The following is a 20,802-nucleotide window of genomic DNA, read 5'->3' as shown; positions in this document are numbered from 1 at the left end:
CGATTGACCTGAAGGCCGGCCTCACGCCTTCTCGTATTTCGCGACAGTCTGCTCGATGGCGCCGAAGATCGAGTGACCGTCGCCATCCTGCATTTCCATGCGCACACGGTCGCCGAAATTGAGGAACGGTGTGGCGGCGGCTCCCTTTTCGATGGTTTCCGCCATGCGGATTTCCGTGATGCAGGAATAGCCGACGCCGCCCTCGCCCACCGGCTTGCCGGGACCTCCGTCCAGCCTGTTGGACATGCTTCCCGAGCCGATGATGGAACCGGCGACCAGCGGGCGGGTCCTCGCCGCATGGGCGACGAGTTGCCCAAAATCGAACGTCATGTCGACGCCGGCGTTCGCGCGCCCGAATGGCTGGCCGTTCAGCGACACCAGAAGCGGCAGCTGTAGTTTTCCGCCGTCCCACGCTTCGCCAAGTTCGTCAGGGGTGACGGCGAGCGGCGAAAGCGCCGTGGACGGCCTGGACTGGAAAAGGCCGGAGCCCTTCGTCGGTTCGGCGGGGACGAGGCCGCGCAGCGATACGTCATTGGCCAGCATCACGAGACGGATCACGTCCCGCGCCTGCTCCACCGAAGCGCCCATCTGCACGTCATCGACGATCACCGCAACTTCGCCCTCGAAATCGATGTCCCATGCCTCGTCGGCCACCATGATCGACTCGCGGGGGGCAAGGAAGCTGCCGGAACCGCTCTGACAGATCAGGGGATCGGTCCAGAAGCTGCCAGGCATTTCCACGCCGCGCGCCTTCCGCTCCAGCTCGATATGGTTCACATAGGCGGCGCCGACCACCCGCTGGTAGGCGCGCGGAAGTGGTGACGCGGCTTCGTGCTCATGGAAGCGCATCGAGGGCTGGGCCCCTGTTTCGAGGCCTTCAGCGACGCCGGCAAGCCGTGGCCCGACATGCCTCCAATCGTCCAGCGCGGCCTGAAGCGTTCGCGCGATATGACCCACTTCCGAACAGCGTGTGAGGTCTTTCGATACGACGACCAGACGGCCATCGCGGGTGGAATCCTTCAGTGTCGCCAGCTTCATGCCCGTCTTCTCTCCCTAACCTGATGCCCGAGGCGCCGACAAACTTGCGCTGCGGCGCGCCCCGGCGGTGGATATCGTTCTCTGCAAACTCTCCAGCGCTGCGGCGAACCGGGTCAGGCGGAAGAATAGGGAACGAAGGTGCTCTTCGTTTCATCGATATGCAAGGCATGGGTTACCGGCGGAAAGGCCCGCTGGGGGCATGCGGGCCGGTCGCATATCCTGCACCCTGCCCCGATCGGCGTCCGCGCTTCGGCGTCATCCAGCCTCAGACCCTTGGAGTAGACAAGCGACGGCGCGTGCTGGAGATCGCAGCCAAGGCCGATGGCGAAGGTCTTGTCCGGCGTGCCGTAGCCTCCGACGATATGGTCCACGGTGCGCGCCACCCACAGATAGGTTCGGCCGTCCGGCATTTCGGCAATCTGGGTGACGACGCGCCCGGGCCGGGTGAAAGCCTCGTAGACGTTCCATAGCGGGCATGTGCCCCCTGCCCTTGAAAAATGGAAATCCGTAGCCGACTGCCGCTTGGAGATGTTGCCAGCCCGGTCCACGCGAATGAAGAAGAAGGGCACGCCCCGCGCGCCTGGCCGCTGCAGCGTACTGAGCCGGTGGCACACGGTCTCGAAGCCGACGCCGAATTTCTGGCCGAGCAGGTCGATGTCGTAGCGCAGTTCCTTGGCCGATTGCAGGAACGCGGCATAGGGCAGCACCAGCGCGCCGGCGAAATAGTTGGCCAGGCCGATGCGGGCCAGCGCCCGCGTCCCGGCATTGGAAAAGGACGCTTCCGCCAGTTCCGCATCGATCAGCCCGCCATATTCCAGAAAGGCGAGTTGCGTGGCCAACTGGAACGCCTGCTGGCCGCCGCTCAGCCGTTCGGAAAGCCGCAGCACCAGCGTCTGTGGCTCGAAAGCACGCAGGACACCGGAACCGGCCGCCTGCGAATGGCGAGCCACCCGCACGCCATGCCTCTCGGCGAGGTATGCCTCCAGCGCAGGGGCCATGCGACCCAACGGCAGACCGTGCGCGCTCGCCATGGCCTCCGCAGCCCGGTCGAGCGCGTCGATATGGTTGCGCCTTGCATAGAAGAAGTCGCGTACTTCTTCGAAGGGCGCTGCGATGAGGGGCGAAAGCCGCTGCTCGCCGCCCTGCCCGCCATTGTCCTGCCGGTCGTCGCCCAGCCGCGCGGCCAGAGCCGCCGACTGCTCCAGCGCGCGTTCCAGACGCTTGTGCATGCCGACGATGGCGCGGCCGACCGCCGGCATGCCCGTGGCGATTTCCTTCAGTTCGGCGCTCGAAATTTCCTCGCCGATGCCGGGATCGAACAGCACCTCGCGCAGTTCGCCCACCAGCCGGGCCTCATCGTCGCCGGAGAACAGTTGCACGTCGACCCCGAAGGCGGCGTTGAGCTTCAAAAGCACCGCCACGGTCAGCGGGCGTTGGTTGTTCTCGATCTGGTTGAGATAGCTCAACGAAATGCCGATGACGTCGGCCAGCGCCTGCTGGGTGAGTTGGCGCTCTTCCCTCAGCCGCTTCAATCGCACGCCCATAAACAGCTTTTTCACCGCGTCGCCCTCGTCTTATACGCTTCGCAAACTTTGCAAATTTTCTGATCCTGCTTTGCAAATCTCTGCTTTTTCAGTGATTTACGCCTCTCAACATATGCGGATATTGCGGATTAGCAAAGAGGATCTGGGTTGGAGGAGCGCATATCGGAAATGCCGAAGGAACTATCCCAGCAAAGCGATGCGCGCTTCAGCGAACCGGTTCCGCCGGCGCTGACCAATGATTGCGGCACGCTCTATGGCGTCAATGCGCTGCGTCTCATGGGCAAGGCAGCCTTCCTGTGCGCGGCCCGCCACGCGCGCTGCGACGTGGTGATGGCGAAGGCCGACGGCATCGAATTCCATCGCCCGGTCAGACTCGGTGAGATCATCGGCGTCAGCGCCCGCGTCGTCTTTCGCGGGCGTTCCTCCATGACCGTTCTGGTTAACGCCTTCACCGAAGATCCCGGTGAAAAAGACCCCGCCATCAGCGGTCGTTTCATGATGGTGGCCGTCAATGGTGACGGCCGGCCCACACCCATTTCCATTTCCGACCATTGCAACGCAAAGGATGTGCATTCGTGAAGTCGCATAAGGTCCGCACCTATAAATCCGCCGAGGAACTGGCCCGCGAGGACCAGCTTGCCTGGAAGATCGCCTCGATCGCCGCCGACGATGTTCCCCTTGACGCCGATGTGATCGACATGATCGGTAACCGCATCATCGACAACGCGGCCGTCGCCGCCGCCTCGCTGGCGCGCCGTCCGGTCGCCAGCGCCCGCGCGCAGGCTGCGGCGCATCCCTTCCCACACGGCGCGACCGTGTTCGGCCTTTCCACCGCAAGGCGCGCATCGCCGGAATGGGCGGCATGGGCGAACGGCGTCGCCGTGCGCGAGCTGGATTTCCACGACACCTTCCTTGCCGCAGATTATTCGCATCCCGGCGACAACATCCCGCCGATCCTCGCCGTGGCCCAGCATTGCGGCCTGTCCGGCGCGGCGCTCGCCAAGGGTATCGCCACCGGCTACGAGGTGCAGGTCAATCTCGTGAAGGGCGTCTGCCTGCACGAGCACAAGATCGACCACATCGCCCATCTCGGCCCCTCGGCCGCTGCGGGCGTCGGCGCCGCGCTCCGCCTTTCGCCAGAGGTGATCTATCAGGCCGTGCAGCAGGCGCTTCATGTGACGACCACCACCCGCCAGTCGCGCAAGGGCGAGATTTCGAGCTGGAAGGCCTATGCGCCGGCCTTCGCGGGAAAGATGGCGGTCGAGGCGATAGACCGCGTGATGCGCGGCGAAGGGGCCCCCTCCCCCGCATGGGAAGGCGAGGACGGCTTTATTGCTTACCTGCTGTCCGGCCCCAAGGCCGAATATGTCGTGCCGCTGCCCGAAAAAGGCGAGGCCAAACGCGCCATCATGGATACCTACACCAAGGAACATTCGGCCGAGTATCAGAGCCAGGCGCTGATCGACCTTGCCCGCCGCATGGGGCCGAAGGTTGGCGACCTGTCCAGGGTGAAGGACATCGTCATCCACACCAGCCATCACACCCATTATGTGATCGGCACCGGCGCCAACGACCCGCAGAAGATGGACCCGAAGGCCAGCCGCGAAACGCTCGACCATTCGATCATGTACATATTCGCCGTGGCGCTGGAGGACGGCGGCTGGCACCACGAGCGCTCCTATGCGCCCGGGCGGGCCAGCCGGCCCGGGACGGTGGCGCTGTGGCGCAAAATCTCCACGGTCGAGGATCCGGAGTGGACGCGCCGCTACCACAGCCATGATCCGAAGGAAAAGGCGTTCGGCGGCCGCGTCGTCGTCACGCTTCAGGATGGTGCTGTGATCGAGGACGAACTGGCGATCGCCGATGCGCATCCGCTGGGTAGCCGTCCCTTCAGCCGCCCGGACTACGTCAACAAGTTCCGTACGCTGGCGGAAGGCGTCGTGGCGAAGGCCGAGCAGGACCGCTTCATCGCCACGGTCGAGCGCCTGATGGAGTTGAAGCCGGAGGAACTGGCCGGCCTCACCTTCACCGTCGATGAAGACAAGCTCGGCCCGGTTGCCGCCACCGGCATTTTCGACTGGAAGCGATAGAGGAGGATGTCATGACAGCATTGAAGCCGAAGAAGTCCGTTGCCCTGTCCGGCGTCATCGCCGGCAATACGGCTCTCTGTACGGTCGGGCGCAGCGGCAACGACCTTCACTATCGCGGCTATGACATTCTCGACGTTGCCGAGACTTGCGAGTTCGAGGAGATCGCCCATCTCCTCGTCCACGGGGCGCTGCCGACGCAGAGCGAGCTTGCCGCTTACAAGGTCAGGCTAAGGGCGCTGCGCGGTCTTCCCGACACGGTCAAGCGCACGCTGGAGCTGCTGCCGGCGGCCACGCATCCGATGGACGTGATGCGCTCCGGCGTCTCGGCGCTCGGCTGCGTGCTGCCGGAGGCAGCCGACCACAATCTGTCCGGCGCGCGCGACATCGCCGACCGGTTGATGGCCTCGCTCGGCTCCATGCTGCTCTACTGGCATCACTACGCTCATAACGGACGGCGCATCGAGGTCGAGACCGACGACGATTCCATCGGCGGTCACTTCCTGCATCTGCTTCATGGCAAGGCTCCGAAAGCCTCGTATGTGAAGGCGATGCACATCTCGCTGATCCTCTATGCGGAGCACGAGTTCAACGCCTCGACCTTCACCGGCCGCATGATCGCCGGCACCGGCTCGGACGTCTATTCGGCCATCACCGGGGCGATCGGCGCGCTGCGCGGGCCGAAACATGGCGGGGCGAACGAGGTCGCCTTCGAGATCCAGAAGCGCTACGCAAACCCGGACGAGGCGGAAGCCGATATACGCCGCCGCGTCGCAGCGAAGGAGGTCGTGATCGGCTTCGGCCACCCGGTCTATACGGTGAGCGATCCGCGCAACAAGGTGATCCGGACCGTGGCGCGCCAGCTTTCGGTCGAGACCGGATCGACGAAGATGTTCGATATTGCCGAGCGCATCGAGCGGACCATGGCGGATGCAAAGTCGATGTTCCCGAACCTCGACTGGTTCAGCGCGGTTTCCTATCACATGATGGGCGTGCCGACGGCGATGTTCACGCCGCTCTTCGTCATTTCGCGCACCAGCGGCTGGGCGGCGCATATCATCGAACAGCGACAGGACAACAAGATCATCCGCCCGTCGGCGAACTATGTCGGGCCGGACAATCTGGAATTCGTGCCTGTCGAGCGCCGCGGGCGTGCGGTCGAAAACTTCAAGGCAGCCTGAGGACAAGCATGCCCTATCTCATATCATCCGACCTTCCGCAGACGCCCGCCGGCGTGCGCTTCCGGGCGCTGGTTGAGCGCGGCGGCATCGCAAGGCTGCCGGGCGCGCATAACGGCATGGCCGCGCTGCAAGCCCGGGCTGCCGGCTTCGAGGGGCTTTACCTTTCGGGCGCGGCCATGACCGCCTCGATGGGCATTCCCGATCTCGGCGTCATCACCGTGGACGAGGTGGCGTTCTTCATCCGCCAGATCGCCCGCGCGTCCGGTCTGCCGCTGCTGGTCGATGGCGACACCGGCTATGGCGAGGCGCTCAACGTCATGCATATGGTGCGCACCTTCGAGGATGCGGGCGCAGGGGCGGTGCATCTGGAAGACCAGCTTCTGCCCAAGAAATGCGGCCATCTGAACGACAAGAAGCTGGCGAACGCCAACGACATGGCGGTCAAGGTCGCCGCTGCGGCGAAGGCCCGCCGCCACCTCTACCTCGTCGCCCGCACCGATGCGGCGGCCAGCGAGGGCATCGACGGGGCCGTTGCGCGGGCGAAGCTCTATATGGAAGCGGGCGCGGACGCGATCTTCCCCGAGGCGCTGACCTCGGCGGAAATGTTCCGTGAGTTCGCCGCCCGCATGCCGGGCACGCCGCTTCTGGCCAACATGACCGAGTTCGGCCGCACACCGTTCTTCACCGCCGACGAGTTCGAGGCGATGGGATACAGGATGGTGATCTGGCCGGTATCGTCTCTGCGCGTCGCCAACAAGGCGCAGGAAAAGCTCTACGCAACCCTGAAGCGTGATGGCTCCACGCAGGCGATGGTGCCCGAAATGCAGACGAGGACTGAGCTTTACGACACGATCGGGCTTGCCGCCTATGAGGCGCTCGACGCCTCGATCGTGGCGACCGTGGTGCCGGAGCCGGCGGCTTGACGCTACGGCAGGAAGGCATGAGCCAGCTCATGCCCTCTCGCGGGAAACTGGCGGAGGAGAGTGGGAGTCGAACCCACCTGGGACAGTCTCGCGGCCCCACCCGGATTTGAAGTCCGGACGCCCCACCGGGGACGATTCTCTTCCGTGGCCTTCGCCGTCATGGTCTTCACGGGTGCGCGCGCCGAACAGGTCGAGCCTGTGCGGATTGAGCCGACGCAGGTCCCCGCGCCTGATCGTCACGCCATGACGGTCCAGGAACTCCAGTATTTCAATAGAGACCTTGCGGCCGTTGTCCAGACGATCGCGCAGGTCGGCGGCGGTGAACTCGCCTTTGGGTCGGGTCGAGGCGACATCGCGCAGGATATGGACGATATCGGCAAGCACGGGGCGCGCGAAGAAGCTGTCATGGGCAACCTCATGCACCAGCCCCATGCGGCTCGCTTTCTTGAGCAGGCCACGCATTTTCTGCTCGGCAAGGCCGGCCATGGCCGCGAAATCACGGGTGCGCGGCGGGCGGTACCGTTCTTCTCCGACAAGGTGAGGCCAGACGCTGTTCCACACCGGCTCGTCCTCTGCGGCGAAGCGCACCACATGATCAGGCAGCCGCACCCAGGCCCCGTCGAGCGACGCTTCCCCCTGTTTTTGAAGGCCTTGCAGGATCAGCCGGAAAACGGGCGCGGGCGGGCGGATTTCGCCCATTATTCGCAATCGCTCCAGCCCGATGCCTGGCTGATCCGGGTTTTCGGCATGATAGTCGTGCAGGTCGGCCAGAATTCGCTGGCGCAGCCGTAGCCAGCGGGCTGGCGTCATGGCGATCGTTCCCGTCTCGGGAGGGATGCGGATGACATCTTCGCAAAGCCGCGCCATCTCCTCCTCGCCAAGCGCGCGGTCCCTCGTAAACCGGTCGAGATCGACCAGAAAGGGCGGCGCGTCGAGAAGCGCTGAAAGCGCCGCGGCCGCATCGGTTCTTGCCAGCGCCGCCAGTTGCGCCCGGCGCTCGGGCGAGCGCCGTCTGCGTGCGGGGGCCCGCAGGTCGAGAAACCGACCGCCGCCAATCGTTCGCCGGGCCGAGGTGTCGCGGATCACGAAACGGTCACCGACCGCCGCCGCGATCGGCCGTTCCAGAACAAGCTGGACGGTGGCCCCCTGCCCCGGCGGTATCGGCTGGTCGCTCAGGAGAACGATGCGCGCCGGCACTTCGCTTGCGGCATGATGCAGGTGCACGGGAAACCATTGTCCGATGGGCTGCTGCTCGCTTGCCAGAATGTCGAGTTCCGCGTCGATACGCGCGGTGGGGGCATGAAGATGCGGATCGACCACCATGTCGCCGCGCGAGATGGCGTCGCGCCCGATCCCCTCACCCGCAAGGTTCAGCGCGCAGCGATCACCGGCGCGACCACGTTCGGCTTTCTCGTTCTGAGCATGAATGGAGCGCACCCGGGCCGTCAACCCGCCGGGGCTGACGGTCACGGCGTCGCCAATGCCGATCTGCCCGGACAGCACGGTGCCGGTCACAACCGTGCCTGCGCCCGAAAGGATGAAGGAGCGGTCCACGGACAGCCGGAAGCGGCCGGACGCGTTGCGCTGTCCGATCTCCTGCGCGGCCTGCATCAATCTTCGTTCGAGGTCGGAAACGCCCTGCCCCGTCAGGCTGGACACCGCCAGCACCTCTGCTCCTTCGAGTCTGGTTCCGGCCAGAAGCGCCTCGATCTCGATCTCGACCGCCAGCAGGCGCTCGTCGTCGGCAAGGTCGGCCTTGGTGATGACGACCAGCCCGCGCCGGACGCCGAGCAATTGCAGGATCGCCAGATGTTCACGTGTTTGGGGCATGACGCCATCATCGGCTGCAACCACGAGCAGGGCGAAATCGATCCCCCCCGCCCCGGCCAACATGGTGTGAATGAAGCGCTCATGGCCGGGAACGTCGATGAACCCGATGCGCTCGCCATTGGTGAAGGTGCGGTAGGCGAAGCCAAGCTCGATGGAGATGCCGCGGGCCTTCTCCTCTTTCAGGCGGTCGGTCTCTATTCCGGTCAGGGCGCGAACCAGCGCGCTCTTGCCATGATCGATATGACCGGCCATGCCGACGATCATGGCCCGGCCTCCAGGCCTTCATATAAGCCCGGCATCGGAAAGCCCGTCGAGATTGGCGATGAAAGCCGCCTCGTCCTCCAGGCAGCGCAGGTCGAGTACGAGCGCATTGTCGGCGATGCGGCCGATCACCGGGACAGGCAGGCGGCGCAGGGCCGACGCCAGCCGTTCCAGCGTGGTTCCGCTGCCGTCCGTGGCATGGAGCGCCAGCCCGGCGGAAGCCAGCATGTCGAGCGGCAATGCGCCGGAGCCGATCTGGCTGGCGCAGTCGGCGGCTGACACCCTGTACGCCGGTCCGAGCGCCGTCGCGACGGCCGGCTGAAGCCGACGGGCGAGAGCCGCGATTTCGTCGCGGCTGCGGGTCAGCAGGCGCAAGGCCGGCAGCCGCTCCGCCAGTCGGTCGGGGTCGCGGTAGAGGCGGAGCGTGGCTTCAAGGGCGGCCATGCGCAGCTTGTCGACGCGCAGCGCCCGCTTCATCGGGTTACGGTTGATGGCGGCGATCAGGTCCCTGCGCCCGACGATGAAGCCGGCCTGCGGTCCGCCCAGCAGCTTGTCACCGGAGAAGGTGACCAGATCGCAGCCTTCGGCCACCGCCTCCCGCACCGTGGGTTCGCGCCTTATGCCCCAGCGTGCGAGATCGACCAGCGTGCCGGAGCCGAGATCGTTGACCAGCGGCGTCCCGGCTGCGCGCGCCAGCTTCGCCAGAGTGGTGGCCGCAACCGCGCTGGTGAAACCCTCGATGCGATAGTTGGAGGTATGCACTTTGAGCAGGAGCGCCACCCCCTCCCCTTCCAGCGCTGCGCGATAGTCCTTCTCGTGGGTGCGGTTGGTGGTTCCGACCTCGATCAGGCGCGCGCCGGCCTGCGCCATGATGTCGGGCATGCGGAAGGCGCCGCCGATCTCGACCAGTTCGCCGCGCGACACGACCACGCCGCCACCATGTCCGGCCAGCGTATTGAGGGTGAGCAGAACCGCCGCGGCGTTGTTGTTGACCACAGTCGCATCTTCCGCGCCGGTCAGGTCGCAGATCAGCGCCCGCAGATGGTCGTCACGCTCGCCGCGCCTGCCGGCGTCGAGATCATATTCCAGCGCCACTGGCGCGCGCATCGCCGCAACAGCCGCTTCGACGGCGGCGTCGGCCAGCAGGGCGCGGCCGAGATTGGTGTGAAGCACCGTGCCCGTGAGATTGAAGACCGGCCCAAGCGAACTGCGCCAACCGGCTTCGAGTTCGCCGAGGGCAAGCGCGCCGAGCGCTTCGGGGTCGCGCAGCCTGCTTCCCTGTCGGGCGGCGGCGCGTTCCTCTTCCAGCAGATCGCGGATCCGGGCGATCGTCTCGCCGTGGCCGAAGCGTTCCGCCGCCGCCTGCCCGGCCGAGCTTCGTAACACGGTATCGACGGAGGGTATGGCGCGGAAGCTCTCGTTCATGGTGACCGCCTAATATCCCAGCAGGAACGGGTTGAACGCGCCACGGCGGAAACTGGTTTCGCGCATCAGAAGATCGAGGCCGAGACTGCCGACATCGTCGGCGAAGGGATCGAGCGAGGAATCCTTTTGCTGATTGAATATCTTCACGTAGCAGCCGCATTCGTCGCAGGTTTCGGCCTTGATGGTGCCGGGCCCGTCCTCGATCTCCTGATAGCGGATGCCCTTGGTGGATGAGCAGATCGCGCATTTGATGCGGACATGATGCCATAGCGTGCCGCACAGGGCGCACGAGCAGAAGCGGCTGCCGCTGGCATGCGGCCAGCCGACGATGAGAGAGGACACCGGCGGGCCGCCGCAGGCGGGGCACGCGCCATCGCCCACCGGTTGCAACCGCCGTTCCGGCAGACGAGACGCGGCGCGGGCGAAATGGAGCTGCAAGGCGGCGGCGACATAGGCGAATTCCGCCATGGCCCCGACAGGAACGCTGTCGGCCATCAGATCCGCGACCATGGCGTCAAGGGAGGCCTCATCCGCCTTCCTGACGGCGGACAGGGCATTTTGCGCGGCCGGCGGCTTCGCCACCTCTTCTAGCGCGCCGAACAGCCGGTCAGTCAGGGAACGGAATTCAGCATCGGGTTTGAAGGCGTTCCTGTCGAGCGGCGGCATGGCGTGGTCCAGCGCCAGCCCCAACCTTGCCTCGTCGGTCGCGTCGGTCTCGGGCAATTGCCCCGTCAATGCCTGCTGGGCCTCGGCGATGCCGGCCAGAAAGCCGAAATAGGGGCCGATGCCGTCGGAACCGGAGAGCTGGTGAAACCGTCGCGCGCGGCGTTCGAAAAGGCGCTCGGGGTCCGGTACGCGGGCAAAAGGGGGCGTCCTGACCTCGCCAATCGCCGTCATGTCTCCCGAAACGGGAACCTTGCGGGGCATGCAATCCTCCACGAGCCGCACCGGCTACGCGGCATTCTAGAGCATAGGGCCGAAAAGTGTACGCGGTTTTTCGGATTATTCCGACGCTCGATCAAAGTGTTAGAGCGTCTCTTGTGCGTCCGGAAAGACGCACGACGCTCCAGCCTGTTTTTGGGCCAACGATCCGCCCGTTTGTCACGCCGCCGTTGTGAGGGCGGCGGCGTCCGAAGTCATCCCTCCTTTTTCGCCGAGGGTTTTTCGCCATCACGTTTGCCATAAGCGGCGAGCGCCCGCAGCCATTTGCGATGGTGACGCCAGGCCCAGCCGCCGCTGACATTGCCGCGCGTCATGGCCCGCAGGGTGTCCGCGACCCAGAACGCGGCATAAACGTGAATGATCCACACGCAGATGATGGCGATGGCCGCCATAGAGTGGACCAGCACGGCGACGCGCGCCTGCGGAATGGTGAGATAGGCCGCGAAATAGCGCTCCCAGATCATCAGACCCGTGGCGATCAGGATGACGATCAGTATCGACATCGCCCAGAACACGAATTTCTGACCGGCATTGTATTTGCCGACCTCGGGCAGTTTTTCCTCGTCGCCTTTCAGCACGTCGCCGATCTGCGCGGCCCATTGCGCGTCCTCGCGGCGTGGCAGGTTCAGGCGGAAGAAACGGATGAACAGGCCGGTGAAGGAGACGAACAGGACGACGCCGATCCATGGGTGGATTGCGCGCGTCCATTGCCCGCCGCCAAACAGGGCGGTCAACCAGTAAAGCGAGGGGTGGAAAAGCGCCATGCCCGACAGGGCCAGCAGGATCAGGCTGATGGCCGTGATCCAGTGGTTGACGCGCGCCCATCTGGTATAGCGGTCGACAACGACCTCGCGTCCGATATAGAGGCGGTCGCCGTGATCCAGATCTGCCTTGCTGGCCGGGGAAGCGCGATGGCCACGGAGAGTGCTGTCGGTCATGAGAGCGGCTCCTTACCCGGATCAAGCGGTTCCGCGCCGGGGGCGTTCTGGGCCAGCCGGCGAGCCTGCTCGTCATCCTCGACCGTAACCCGGTTGCGCCCGGAAACGGCCATATGCAGCGCGCCGGCGACGGCGGCGAAGCCCATGACGGCGAAGCCGGCATATCTGGTGACGCCCTTCCACGCCTCCACCAGTGGCGAGATGTGCGGATTGTCCGGCAGGCCGGCATAGATCGACGGCTTGTCGGCATGGTGCAGCACATACATGACATGGGTGCCGCCGACGCCCTCCGGATCGTAGAGACCGGCATTGTCGTAGCCGCGCGACTTCAGGTCCTCGATGCGATCGGCCGCATGCGCCTTCATTTCCTCCTTGGTGCCGAAGACGATGGCCTTGGTCGGACAGGCCTTGGCGCAGGCCGGCCCCTGCCCCACCGCGACGCGGTCGGAGCACAGCGTGCATTTGTAGGCGCGGTTGTCGACCTTGGAGATGCGCGGAATGTCGAAGGGACAGCCCTTCACGCAATAGCCGCAGCCGATGCAGTTCTCATGGATGAAATCCACGATGCCGTTGGAATACTGCACGATCGCGCCAGGCGCCGGACAGGCCTTGAGGCAGCCCGGATCGGCGCAATGCATGCAGCCGTCCTTGCGGATCAGCCATTCGAGATTCTCGGTCTCCGGATTCACCCATTCGGTGAAACGCATAAGCGTGAAGGTGTCCGGCGTCAGGTCATGCGGATTGTCGTAGACGCCGGTGTTGAACCCCACCTCCTCATGCAGGTCGTTCCATTCGAGGCAGGCCGACTGGCAGGCCTTGCAGCCGATGCATTTCGAAACATCGATGAGCTTGGCGACCGGTTCGAGCTGGCGCGCCGGTTCCGGAACGGTGGAGGCGGAGCGCCTTATGTAATCCTGCGGCCCCATCCGCATTTCGACTTCCGGAGAGACGGGCGGATTGACGTTAATTGTCATGGCATCATCCTCCCTATGTCGTCGCCGGTCCGTCGGACGGCTCGATATTGACCAGGAACGCCTTGAACTCCGGCGTTTCGATGTTCGCGTCGCCCACAAAAGGTGTCAGCGAATTCGGCCCGAAGCCCTTCTGCGCCTTGCCGGTGAAACCCCAGTGCAGCGGAATGCCGACGATATGCACCGGCTTCCCGTCGCAGATCAGCGGCTGGATGCGCTTGGTCACCACCGCCTTGGCGAAGACCGAGCCGCGCTTGTTCCACACACGGCACCAGCCGCCCTTGGCGATGCCCCTCTCGGCCGCAAGCTCCTCCGAGATTTCCACGAAGAATTCCGGCTGGAGCACGGAATTCACCCAGACATGCTTGGTCCAGTAATGGAAGTGCTCGGTCAGCCGGTAGGAGGTCGCCGCATAGGGGAACTCCTCGGCGTCGCCAAAGGTTTCGGTGTCGCTGGCGAAGACCCGGGCGACCGGATTGCCGCGCACCGCAGGCGCGACGACATTGACCACCGGCGACTCGAAAGGCTCGTAATGCGCCGGGAAAGGCCCGTCGCGCATCATGCCGCGGCAAAACAGTCGTGACTGCCCTTCCGGGTTCATTATGAACGGTCCCACATCGCGCGGGTTGGAGGTGGGTGGAATGTCGGGCACGTCATACCCGCTCCACTTCTCCCCATCCCATTCGATGAGCTTGCGTGTCGGATCCCAGGCTTTGCCGTCGAGATCGGCTGAGGCGCGATTGTAGAGGATGCGCCTGTTGGCCGGCCACGAGAAGGCCCAGTTGGAATAGGCCCCGGTGTCGTCGGGATCGTTATTGTCCCGCCGCGCCATCATGTTGCCCGCCTCGGTGAAGCAGCCGGAATAAATCCAGCAACCGCTGGCCGTGGAACCGTCGTCGCGCAGTGCGGCGAAGCCCGGAACCTGCTTTCCGGCTTCCAGCGTCACCTTGGTCGGATCGTTGGGATCCACCAGATCGGTGATGGCGTAACCGTTCATCTCCTTCGCCAGTTCGGCCGGGTGCGGATTGCCCGGGTCCTCATAAGGCCAGTGGAGATTGAACATGGCGTCCGGGAACGGGCCGCCCTCCTCCTCGTAGAGCTTCTTCAGCTTCAGCCATAGCTGCGCCATGATCCAGGTGTCGTGCTTCGCCTGCCCCGGCGGGTTCTGCGCCGGCCAGTGCCATTGCAGCCAGCGGCCGGAATTGACCAGCGCGCCCTCATCCTCGGCAAAGCAGGTGGAGGGAAGCTGGTAGACCGTCGTCTGGATCGAAGCCGTGTCGACATCGTTGTGCACGCCATGGTTTTCCCAGAAGCGGGCGGTTTCGGTTTCCAGCGGATCGATGACGACCAGATAGTCGAGCTTCGACAGGGAGCGGGTGATCTTGCCCCGATCGGGGAAGGCCAGCAGCGGGTTGAAGCCCTGGCAGAAGTAGCCATGCATCTGCCCCTGATCCATCATCTCGAAGGCCCGCAGCACGTCATAGGCCGGCAGATCGAGCTTTGGCAGATAGTGATAGGCGAAGTCGTTCTGCGGCGTGGCGGCGTCGCCCCACATCGCCTTCTGGAAGGAAACGAAGAACTTCGAGTAATTCTGCCAGTAACTTATCTGGTTGGGCCGCAACGGCTTGAAGCCGCGCGAGCTGATATAGGTGGCGTAATCAACCTCCTTCTCGGTGGGGATGTTGAGATAGCCGGGGATCAGATTCGACATCAGGCCGATGTCGGTGAGCCCCTGGATATTGGAGTGGCCGCGCAACGCATTCATGCCGCCGCCACGCACGCCGATATTGCCCAGTATGAGCTGGAGCATCGCCATGCCGCGGATGTTCTGCGAACCCTTGGAATGCTGCGTCCAGCCCAGCGCATACATCGACGTCATCGTCTTCGTGGGCGTCGAGCACTCCGCGATCATCTCGCACACTTTGAGGAATTTTTCCTTCGGTGTGCCGCAGATGCGCTCGACCATCTCTGGCGTGTAGATCGAGACGTGTTCCTTCAGAAGGTTCCATACGCAGCGCGGGTTCTGCAGCGTCTCGTCGACGACCGCATAGCCGTCATCGCCGATCACATAGTCCCAGGTCTGCCGGTCGTAGTCGCGCTTTTCGGGGTCGTAGCCGGTGAACAGCCCGTCCTGATAGGCGAAGCCGTCCTTGACGATATAGGCGGCGTTGGTGAAGGCGCGCACATAGTCCCACTGCACCTTGTCGTTGCCGATGCAGTAGTTGATGACGCCGAGCAGGAAGGCGATGTCGGAGCCCTGCCGGATCGGCGCGTAATAGTCCGACACCGAGGCCGAGCGCGTGTAGCGCGGATCGACGACGATCAGCTTCGCGCCACGATTGGCTTTCGCCTCCGTCACCCATTTGAAGCCGCAAGGATGTGCTTCGGCGGCGTTGCCGCCCATGATGATAACCAGATCCGTGTTACGGATATCCGTCCACGAATTCGTCATTGCGCCACGACCAAAAGTTGGGCCCAGACTGGACACCGTGGGGCCGTGTCAGACCCTCGCCTGATTGTCGAAGGCGACGATGCCCGTCGAGCGCACCGCCTTGTAGGTCAGGAATGCGGTCTCGTTGGTCGTCGCCGAGGCGGCGAGGAAGCCGGTGGTCGTCCAGCGGTTGACTGGAACGCCGTCCTTGTTGCGCTCTATGAAGTTGGCGTCGCGGTCCTTCTTCATGTCGCGCGCAATGGCGTCGAGGGCTTCGTCCCACGAGATTTCCTCGAAACGGTCGGAGCCGGGCCGGCGCACCTTCGGCGTGGTCAGGCGCGTATCAGCCTTGATGAAATCGAGCAGCGCGGCGCCTTTGGGGCACAGCGTGCCGCGATTGGTGGGATGGTCGACGTCGCCTTCCAGGTGCATGGCCTCCGCCGTGCCCTGCGCCAGGTCGCCTCTGGAGTAGATGATGACGCCGCAGGCGACTGAACAGTACGGGCAGGTGTTGCGCGTTTCGGTGGTGCCGGCGAGTTTGTAGGGCCTCAGCCCCTCGACGAATGCGGCCTCAGCTTCCCCGAAGCCGAACGCGCCCAGCGTCGTCAAAGCGACGCCGGCCCCGGCCCCTTTCAGGAAATTACGCCGCGAGATTTCCATATTCATGGGGACCTCCTGTATGGCGAACCGATCATATCCCGACCGACCATGCGAGGATGCTAACCCCGCTTCGATAGTCTGTCAAAGTACAGAAACTTGACAATACAAGTCATATTTCATCGAAAACTCTTCTGATCTATCATCCGGCCTCTACAACTATTGCCGTTCCATGACCGGACAAGGGAGTCTTACATGAATATTCCTGTCGAAAAACCGAGGCTGACAAGTCTTGCCCATGGCGGCGGCTGCGGCTGCAAGCTCGCTCCCGCCGTCCTGCAGGACCTGCTGAGTGAGATGCCCCAGGCCGGCCCCTATGCGCCCCTGCTCGTCGGCACGGACACGGCGGACGACGCGGCGGTATGGGATCTCGATGGTAAAACCTCCGTGATCGCCACCACGGATTTCTTCATGCCCATGGTGGATGACCCTGCCACGTTCGGGCGGATCGCCGCCGCCAACGCCATTTCGGACGTCTACGCCATGGGCGGCACGCCGATCTTCGCGCTGGCCATCGTCGGCATGCCGATCGACAAGATGGATCCCGCGGACATTCGCCAGATACTTGCCGGCGGCGCGTCCATCTGCGCCGAGGCGGGCATTCCGGTCGCCGGTGGCCATTCCATCGATTGCCCGGAGCCGGTCTATGGCCTCGCCGTGATCGGCACCTGTCCGACCGCTCAGCTGCGCCGCAACTCCGCCGCCCTGCCCGGCGACAGCCTGATCCTGACCAAGGGCATCGGCATCGGCATTTATTCCGCCGCCATAAAAAAGCAGGCTTTGCCGCTGGAGGCTTACCAGGAGATGGTTGCATCGGCCACCCTGCTCAACCGGATCGGCGCCGACCTCGGCAAGGAGGAGAGCGTGCACGCCATGACTGATGTGACCGGTTTCGGCATTCTCGGCCATGGGCTCGAAATGGCGAGGGGGGCCGGCATCTCCATCCGGCTGGATGGGCCCGCCCTGCCCTTCCTTGGCCATGCCGAGGCGCTGGCCGAACAGGGTTTCGTGACCGGCGCATCGCATCGCAATTGGAAAAGCTACGGCCACCAGGTCGAATTGCCGTCGACCCTGCCCGATTGGCGACGGCATCTGCTGACCGATCCGCAAACTTCCGGCGGGCTACTTATCGCGGTCGAATCATCGGCGGCTTCGGATCTTGCAGAGCGTATACGGACGGCGGGTTATTCCCGTACCGCCATAATCGGCAAGGTGGAGCGCGGGCCGGCGCGGATTATCGTCGAGCCATAGCAACGAAATCGTCGTCACGGTGTTTGTTCTCGAAGCAGAAAGATGGAGGTTGGCATGAAACGCATACTTCATGGAATGTCGCTGGCCGGCATTATCGCTCTGACCGCTTCGCTGGCTTTCGCGCAACAGTCCGCGGAAGACCCGGAAGCCGACGCGCCCGCGGCAACCTCGCGCGGCGACTGCGTCGACCTGTCATCCGGTCCCCGGCAGGGTTCGACGCAAGATCTGGATGAGGCACTTGCGCCAGATGATGCTGCCGGTTCGGAGCGGCAAGGCGAGCTGGCTGAAGACGCTGCTTCCGGCACCGCGCCGGAGGATGCAGGCTCCAGCGGCTGGACCGGAGGAACCGGCGGTTCCGATATAGGCACCAGCCAGAGCGATGTGGTGGAAAGTTCGCCGCAGCAGGACCATCCAGCCGTCGCGGCGGGACTTGACCCGATCAGCGGTGAAACCGCCGTGACAGGCCCCCAGGCGCCTGCGGCAGTTGTTGAAGAGAGTGCCGCGTCCGATTGTTGATGTTACGCATCTTCGTTCAGCGACTGCTTCTGAATCCGCGTGTCCGATTGCTTGCCGATTCTCTTGCAGGTGAAGAGGGGAGGTGGGATCAACCGCCACTTCTGCACTTCAGTCGGGAGATTCTGTGCAAAGTCCAATGCAGAGTCGACCGTTTTGCGAATGTCGCGACGCCAGAATCAAGCCGTTGTCTGCTGACAAAATTCGCAATTAGTTGATGAGTATCAATGGGTTGATTCGTATATTGCGAATCGGGAGTTCCGCTCGTCGCTTTTCCCAGCCCATCCCTTGTTGACTTAATATTTCTTGCCGCAAGGTCCGAATCGGGCATAATCACGGTTGTTTGGAGAAACGCCTCCAAAAATCGTTATTAGGAAATGCAGCCCGAATGAACGTGAGTTCGCCCAAACCTATCAGAGATCCGTTGCATTTCGAGAAGCACATTCTCGAGCAGGGCGACCAGATTTCACAGAAGCTGCATTTGCTCAGCCTGCAACGGTTTCCGCCGCTTGCCAGAAAGGACCTGCGTTCTTTCAGCCTGGCTGAGGTTGCAACCTATCTCGGCGTATCGCAGAGCCATCTCAAGAAGCTGCATCTGGAAGGCAAGGGGCCAGTGCCGGAAACCTCGTCTTCCGGGCGACGCTCCTACACGGCGCAGCAGATGCTGGAACTGCGCCAGTATCTCGACCAGTACGGGCGCTCGGAAACGCGCATGTACGTGCCGCAACGCCGGCCCGGTGAAAAACTGCAGGTGGTCGCAGTCGTCAATTTCAAGGGTGGTTCCGGCAAGACCACCACCGCCGCGCATCTGGCGCAATATCTGGCGCTGACCGGTCATCGTGTGCTTGCGATCGATCTCGATCCGCAGGCGTCGCTCTCGTCGCTGCATGGATTCCAGCCTGAACTGGACCGGATCAAGTCGCTTTACGACGCAATCCGTTATGACGATGAAAAAGTCCCGCTTTCGGACATCATCCATCCCACGAATTTTCCTGGCCTGGACATCGTGCCGGCAAATCTCGAATTGCAGGAATTCGAGTATGACACGCCGCTGGCGATGGCGGATCGCAGCTCCAATGCCGGCAAGGCCTTCTTCACGCGCATCACCGCCGCGATCGAGGAGGTGGAAAGCCGCTACGATGTGGTCATCGTGGACTGCCCGCCGCAGCTTGGATATCTGACGATCGCGGCGCTGACCGCGGCGACCTCCGTGCTTATCACCATCCATCCCCAGATGCTCGACGTGATGTCGATGGGCCAGTTCCTGCTCATGCTCGGCAACATATTGGAGCCGATCCGAAGCGCCGGCGCCGAGGTCAATCTGGAATGGTATCGCTATCTGATCACCCGATATGAGCCCATGGACCAGCCGCAGGCGCAGATGGTCGCGTTCCTGCAGACCCTGTTCGGTGAGTTCATCCTCAAGAACCATATGCTGAAATCGACGGCGGTGTCGGATGCCGGGATCACCAAGCAGACCCTTTATGAGGTGGAAAAGAACACGATGACGCGCTCGACCTACGAGCGCGCCATGGAATCGCTGGATGCGGTGAACGGAGAGATTGCCGGACTCATACATGAGGCATGGGGACGATGATCTTGTCGACTGACAAAATCGTGGTTTCGCCTCGCCTTTTCAATGAATTAGGCAAGAGGAGCGGTTAGATGGCGCGCAAGAATCTGCTGGCCGGCCTTGTGGATGCAGGCGAGGCCGAACAGGGCGCAGCCAGCGCGCCGGCCTATCCCATGCGCGGCGCGTCCAAGTCGATGATTCGCTCGGTCAGCGAACTGGCGCGGCAGGCGGATGCCTATCTGGAAGGCGAGCAGGTCGTCGATCTCGAGCCGGAACTGATCGATGGCTCCTTCGTCAGCGACCGTCTGGCGGATGATGATGGGCATCATCGCGAATTGCTGGAAGCGATCCGCGAGAACGGCCAGAATTCACCGATCCTGGTGCGTCCTCATCCCGGTCGCGACGGTCGCTACATGATCGTTTTCGGCCACCGCCGTGTTCGCGTCGCAAAAGAGCTCGGCCGAAAGGTGAGGGCGGTCGTCAAGGCGATTGACGACAGGGCCCATGTCATCGCGCAGGGTCAGGAGAACTCGTCCCGCGCAAATCTGAGCTTCATTGAGAAGGCGGCGTTCGCAAAGCGGCTTGAGGATCTCGGTTATGGCCGCGACATCATCTGTTCGGCGCTCGCATCGAACGAGGCCGCTGTCTCGAAGATGATCTCCGCCGTCACGCGTATCCCCGAGACGATCGTGCAGGCCATTGGGCCGGCTCCGTCCGTCGGTCGCGAGCGCTGGGTGGAATTGTCGCTCGTCGTGCCGCGACAGCCGGACATCGCGGCGAATCTGGTCGGGAGCGACGGGTTTGTCGAGCTGGATAGCAACGCACGCTTCGAGAAGCTGTTTGAAGCGCTGACCGCAAAAGGCAAACCGGTGCGCAAGACCGCCGCAAAGGCCCAGCCGTCGGCCTGGCAGCCCCGCGACAAGACCGTCTCTGTCAGCCTCAGGCAGTCCGGCAAGACGGCGACGCTTGCGCTGGGCTCCGCGGATGGACCGCGCTTTGCGAAATGGATTTCAGGCAATCTGGACAGCCTCTATGAGGCGTTCCGGAAGTCGGAGAAGACTGAACAGGAGAACTGAAGCAGCAAAAGAAAAAGGCCCCCGAACGTCGCCGTCGCGGAAGCCCTTCTCGTATCTGGACAATTCGAGAATCGCATTTCCACGAATCACTGTCAAGAGTCAGAGGCGTCGTTTTGGCGGGCGGGTTTCTTTTGCCTGATTGAAGGTGGAAGGAAATGCAG

At 63.6% G+C, this 20,802-nt stretch carries 15 protein-coding genes, 1 tRNA gene and 1 pseudogene; 8 read left to right on the top strand and 9 right to left on the bottom strand.

Annotation, left to right across the window (positions count from 1 at the left end):
* Positions 1 to 21 precede the first annotated feature (21 nt).
* Both ABID44_RS17740 and ABID44_RS17735 read right to left on the bottom strand, forming a co-directional pair.
* Positions 22 to 1,038 carry a fumarylacetoacetate hydrolase family protein gene (locus ABID44_RS17740; RefSeq protein ID WP_354153019.1) on the bottom strand — a complete coding sequence of 339 codons (1,017 nt, stop codon included), beginning with the start codon at positions 1,036 to 1,038 and terminating at the stop codon, positions 22 to 24.
* A gap of 113 nt (positions 1,039 to 1,151) precedes the next feature.
* Positions 1,152 to 2,597, bottom strand: coding sequence for a short-chain fatty acyl-CoA regulator family protein (locus ABID44_RS17735; protein WP_354153018.1), 1,446 nt, complete (start codon positions 2,595 to 2,597; stop codon positions 1,152 to 1,154).
* Between the two features lie 153 nt (positions 2,598 to 2,750).
* On the opposite strand from ABID44_RS17735, the gene ABID44_RS17730 reads away from it, so the two are divergent.
* Genes ABID44_RS17730 through prpB form a run of 4 tightly spaced genes read left to right on the top strand, consistent with a single transcriptional unit; the run spans position 2,751 to position 6,773 of the window.
* Entirely contained in the window at positions 2,751 to 3,161 is a 411-nt protein-coding gene (locus ABID44_RS17730; protein ID WP_354153017.1) for an acyl-CoA thioesterase, read from the top strand.
* Positions 3,158 to 4,672 carry an MmgE/PrpD family protein gene (locus tag ABID44_RS17725; protein WP_354153016.1) on the top strand — a complete coding sequence of 505 codons (1,515 nt, stop codon included), beginning with the start codon at positions 3,158 to 3,160 and terminating at the stop codon, positions 4,670 to 4,672. Before ABID44_RS17730 ends, ABID44_RS17725 begins: the two co-directional genes overlap by 4 nt.
* Positions 4,673 to 4,683: 11 nt before the next feature.
* The gene (gene prpC / locus ABID44_RS17720) at positions 4,684 to 5,850 is read left to right on the top strand and encodes a bifunctional 2-methylcitrate synthase/citrate synthase (RefSeq protein ID WP_354153015.1); all 1,167 of its coding nucleotides are present in this window, start codon (positions 4,684 to 4,686) and stop codon (positions 5,848 to 5,850) included.
* 8 nt (positions 5,851 to 5,858) lie between these two features.
* Positions 5,859 to 6,773: a methylisocitrate lyase gene (prpB, locus tag ABID44_RS17715; protein ID WP_354153014.1), complete on the top strand. Its 915-nt coding sequence runs from the start codon at positions 5,859 to 5,861 to the stop codon at positions 6,771 to 6,773.
* 48 nt (positions 6,774 to 6,821) lie between these two features.
* On the opposite strand, the gene ABID44_RS17710 is transcribed toward prpB, so the two are convergent.
* The 7 genes and pseudogenes from ABID44_RS17710 to fdnG all read right to left on the bottom strand — a co-directional run bounded on the left by ABID44_RS17710 (position 6,822) and on the right by fdnG (position 16,237).
* A tRNA-Sec gene (locus tag ABID44_RS17710) sits at positions 6,822 to 6,917 on the bottom strand.
* A gap of 123 nt (positions 6,918 to 7,040) precedes the next feature.
* A pseudogene (selB, locus tag ABID44_RS17705) lies at positions 7,041 to 8,855 on the bottom strand (selenocysteine-specific translation elongation factor); the annotation flags it as partial.
* A gap of 30 nt (positions 8,856 to 8,885) precedes the next feature.
* Complete coding sequence (gene selA / locus ABID44_RS17700; RefSeq protein WP_354153013.1) at positions 8,886 to 10,289, bottom strand: L-seryl-tRNA(Sec) selenium transferase; 1,404 nt, start codon at positions 10,287 to 10,289, stop codon at positions 8,886 to 8,888.
* A gap of 9 nt (positions 10,290 to 10,298) precedes the next feature.
* Positions 10,299 to 11,216 carry a formate dehydrogenase accessory protein FdhE gene (fdhE, locus tag ABID44_RS17695; protein ID WP_354153012.1) on the bottom strand — a complete coding sequence of 306 codons (918 nt, stop codon included), beginning with the start codon at positions 11,214 to 11,216 and terminating at the stop codon, positions 10,299 to 10,301.
* Positions 11,217 to 11,425: 209 nt separating this feature from the next.
* Positions 11,426 to 12,169, bottom strand: a complete 744-nt coding sequence (locus tag ABID44_RS17690; protein ID WP_354153011.1) for a formate dehydrogenase subunit gamma — start codon at positions 12,167 to 12,169, stop codon at positions 11,426 to 11,428.
* Positions 12,166 to 13,143 carry a formate dehydrogenase subunit beta gene (gene fdxH, locus ABID44_RS17685; RefSeq protein WP_354153010.1) on the bottom strand — a complete coding sequence of 326 codons (978 nt, stop codon included), beginning with the start codon at positions 13,141 to 13,143 and terminating at the stop codon, positions 12,166 to 12,168. The genes ABID44_RS17690 and fdxH overlap by 4 nt, the downstream gene beginning before the upstream one ends.
* 13 nt (positions 13,144 to 13,156) lie before the next feature.
* Positions 13,157 to 16,237, bottom strand: coding sequence for a formate dehydrogenase-N subunit alpha (fdnG, locus tag ABID44_RS17680; RefSeq protein ID WP_354153009.1), 3,081 nt, complete (start codon positions 16,235 to 16,237; stop codon positions 13,157 to 13,159).
* Between the two features lie 186 nt (positions 16,238 to 16,423).
* Between fdnG and selD the strand changes: the two genes are divergently transcribed.
* The 4 genes from selD to repB all read left to right on the top strand — a co-directional run bounded on the left by selD (position 16,424) and on the right by repB (position 20,641).
* Entirely contained in the window at positions 16,424 to 17,479 is a 1,056-nt protein-coding gene (gene selD, locus ABID44_RS17675) for a selenide, water dikinase SelD (protein WP_354153008.1), read from the top strand.
* Positions 17,480 to 17,533: 54 nt separating this feature from the next.
* A complete protein-coding gene (locus ABID44_RS17670) occupies positions 17,534 to 17,995 on the top strand; it encodes a hypothetical protein (RefSeq protein WP_354153007.1) in 462 nt (153 codons plus the stop codon).
* A gap of 385 nt (positions 17,996 to 18,380) precedes the next feature.
* Positions 18,381 to 19,589, top strand: a complete 1,209-nt coding sequence (gene repA, locus ABID44_RS17665; RefSeq protein ID WP_354153006.1) for a plasmid partitioning protein RepA — start codon at positions 18,381 to 18,383, stop codon at positions 19,587 to 19,589.
* Between the two features lie 68 nt (positions 19,590 to 19,657).
* On the top strand, positions 19,658 to 20,641 hold the full coding sequence (gene repB / locus ABID44_RS17660) for a plasmid partitioning protein RepB (protein WP_354153005.1): 984 nt from the start codon (positions 19,658 to 19,660) through the stop codon (positions 20,639 to 20,641).
* The last annotated feature ends 161 nt before the right edge of the window (positions 20,642 to 20,802 follow it).

Origin of the sequence: Aquamicrobium ahrensii (genome assembly GCF_040545755.1) — a bacterium.
Classification (GTDB): domain Bacteria; phylum Pseudomonadota; class Alphaproteobacteria; order Rhizobiales; family Rhizobiaceae; genus Mesorhizobium; species Mesorhizobium ahrensii.
This window is presented reverse-complemented; position numbering and strand designations above follow the sequence as displayed.

What these genes read in the sequence shown, in the direction of transcription:
- ABID44_RS17730 (WP_354153017.1), top strand. Translation starts at nt 2,751, where the DNA reads ATGCCGAAGGAACTATCCCAGCAAAGCGATGCGCGCTTCAGCGAACCG.
- selD (WP_354153008.1), top strand. Translation starts at nt 16,424, where the DNA reads ATGAATATTCCTGTCGAAAAACCGAGGCTGACAAGTCTTGCCCATGGC.
- ABID44_RS17670 (WP_354153007.1), top strand. Translation starts at nt 17,534, where the DNA reads ATGAAACGCATACTTCATGGAATGTCGCTGGCCGGCATTATCGCTCTG.
- ABID44_RS17740 (WP_354153019.1), bottom strand. Translation starts at nt 1,038, where the DNA reads ATGAAGCTGGCGACACTGAAGGATTCCACCCGCGATGGCCGTCTGGTC.
- fdhE (WP_354153012.1), bottom strand. Translation starts at nt 11,216, where the DNA reads ATGCCCCGCAAGGTTCCCGTTTCGGGAGACATGACGGCGATTGGCGAG.
- repA (WP_354153006.1), top strand. Translation starts at nt 18,381, where the DNA reads ATGAACGTGAGTTCGCCCAAACCTATCAGAGATCCGTTGCATTTCGAG.
- selA (WP_354153013.1), bottom strand. Translation starts at nt 10,289, where the DNA reads ATGAACGAGAGCTTCCGCGCCATACCCTCCGTCGATACCGTGTTACGA.
- ABID44_RS17690 (WP_354153011.1), bottom strand. Translation starts at nt 12,169, where the DNA reads ATGACCGACAGCACTCTCCGTGGCCATCGCGCTTCCCCGGCCAGCAAG.
- repB (WP_354153005.1), top strand. Translation starts at nt 19,658, where the DNA reads ATGGCGCGCAAGAATCTGCTGGCCGGCCTTGTGGATGCAGGCGAGGCC.
- prpB (WP_354153014.1), top strand. Translation starts at nt 5,859, where the DNA reads ATGCCCTATCTCATATCATCCGACCTTCCGCAGACGCCCGCCGGCGTG.
- prpC (WP_354153015.1), top strand. Translation starts at nt 4,684, where the DNA reads ATGACAGCATTGAAGCCGAAGAAGTCCGTTGCCCTGTCCGGCGTCATC.
- fdxH (WP_354153010.1), bottom strand. Translation starts at nt 13,143, where the DNA reads ATGACAATTAACGTCAATCCGCCCGTCTCTCCGGAAGTCGAAATGCGG.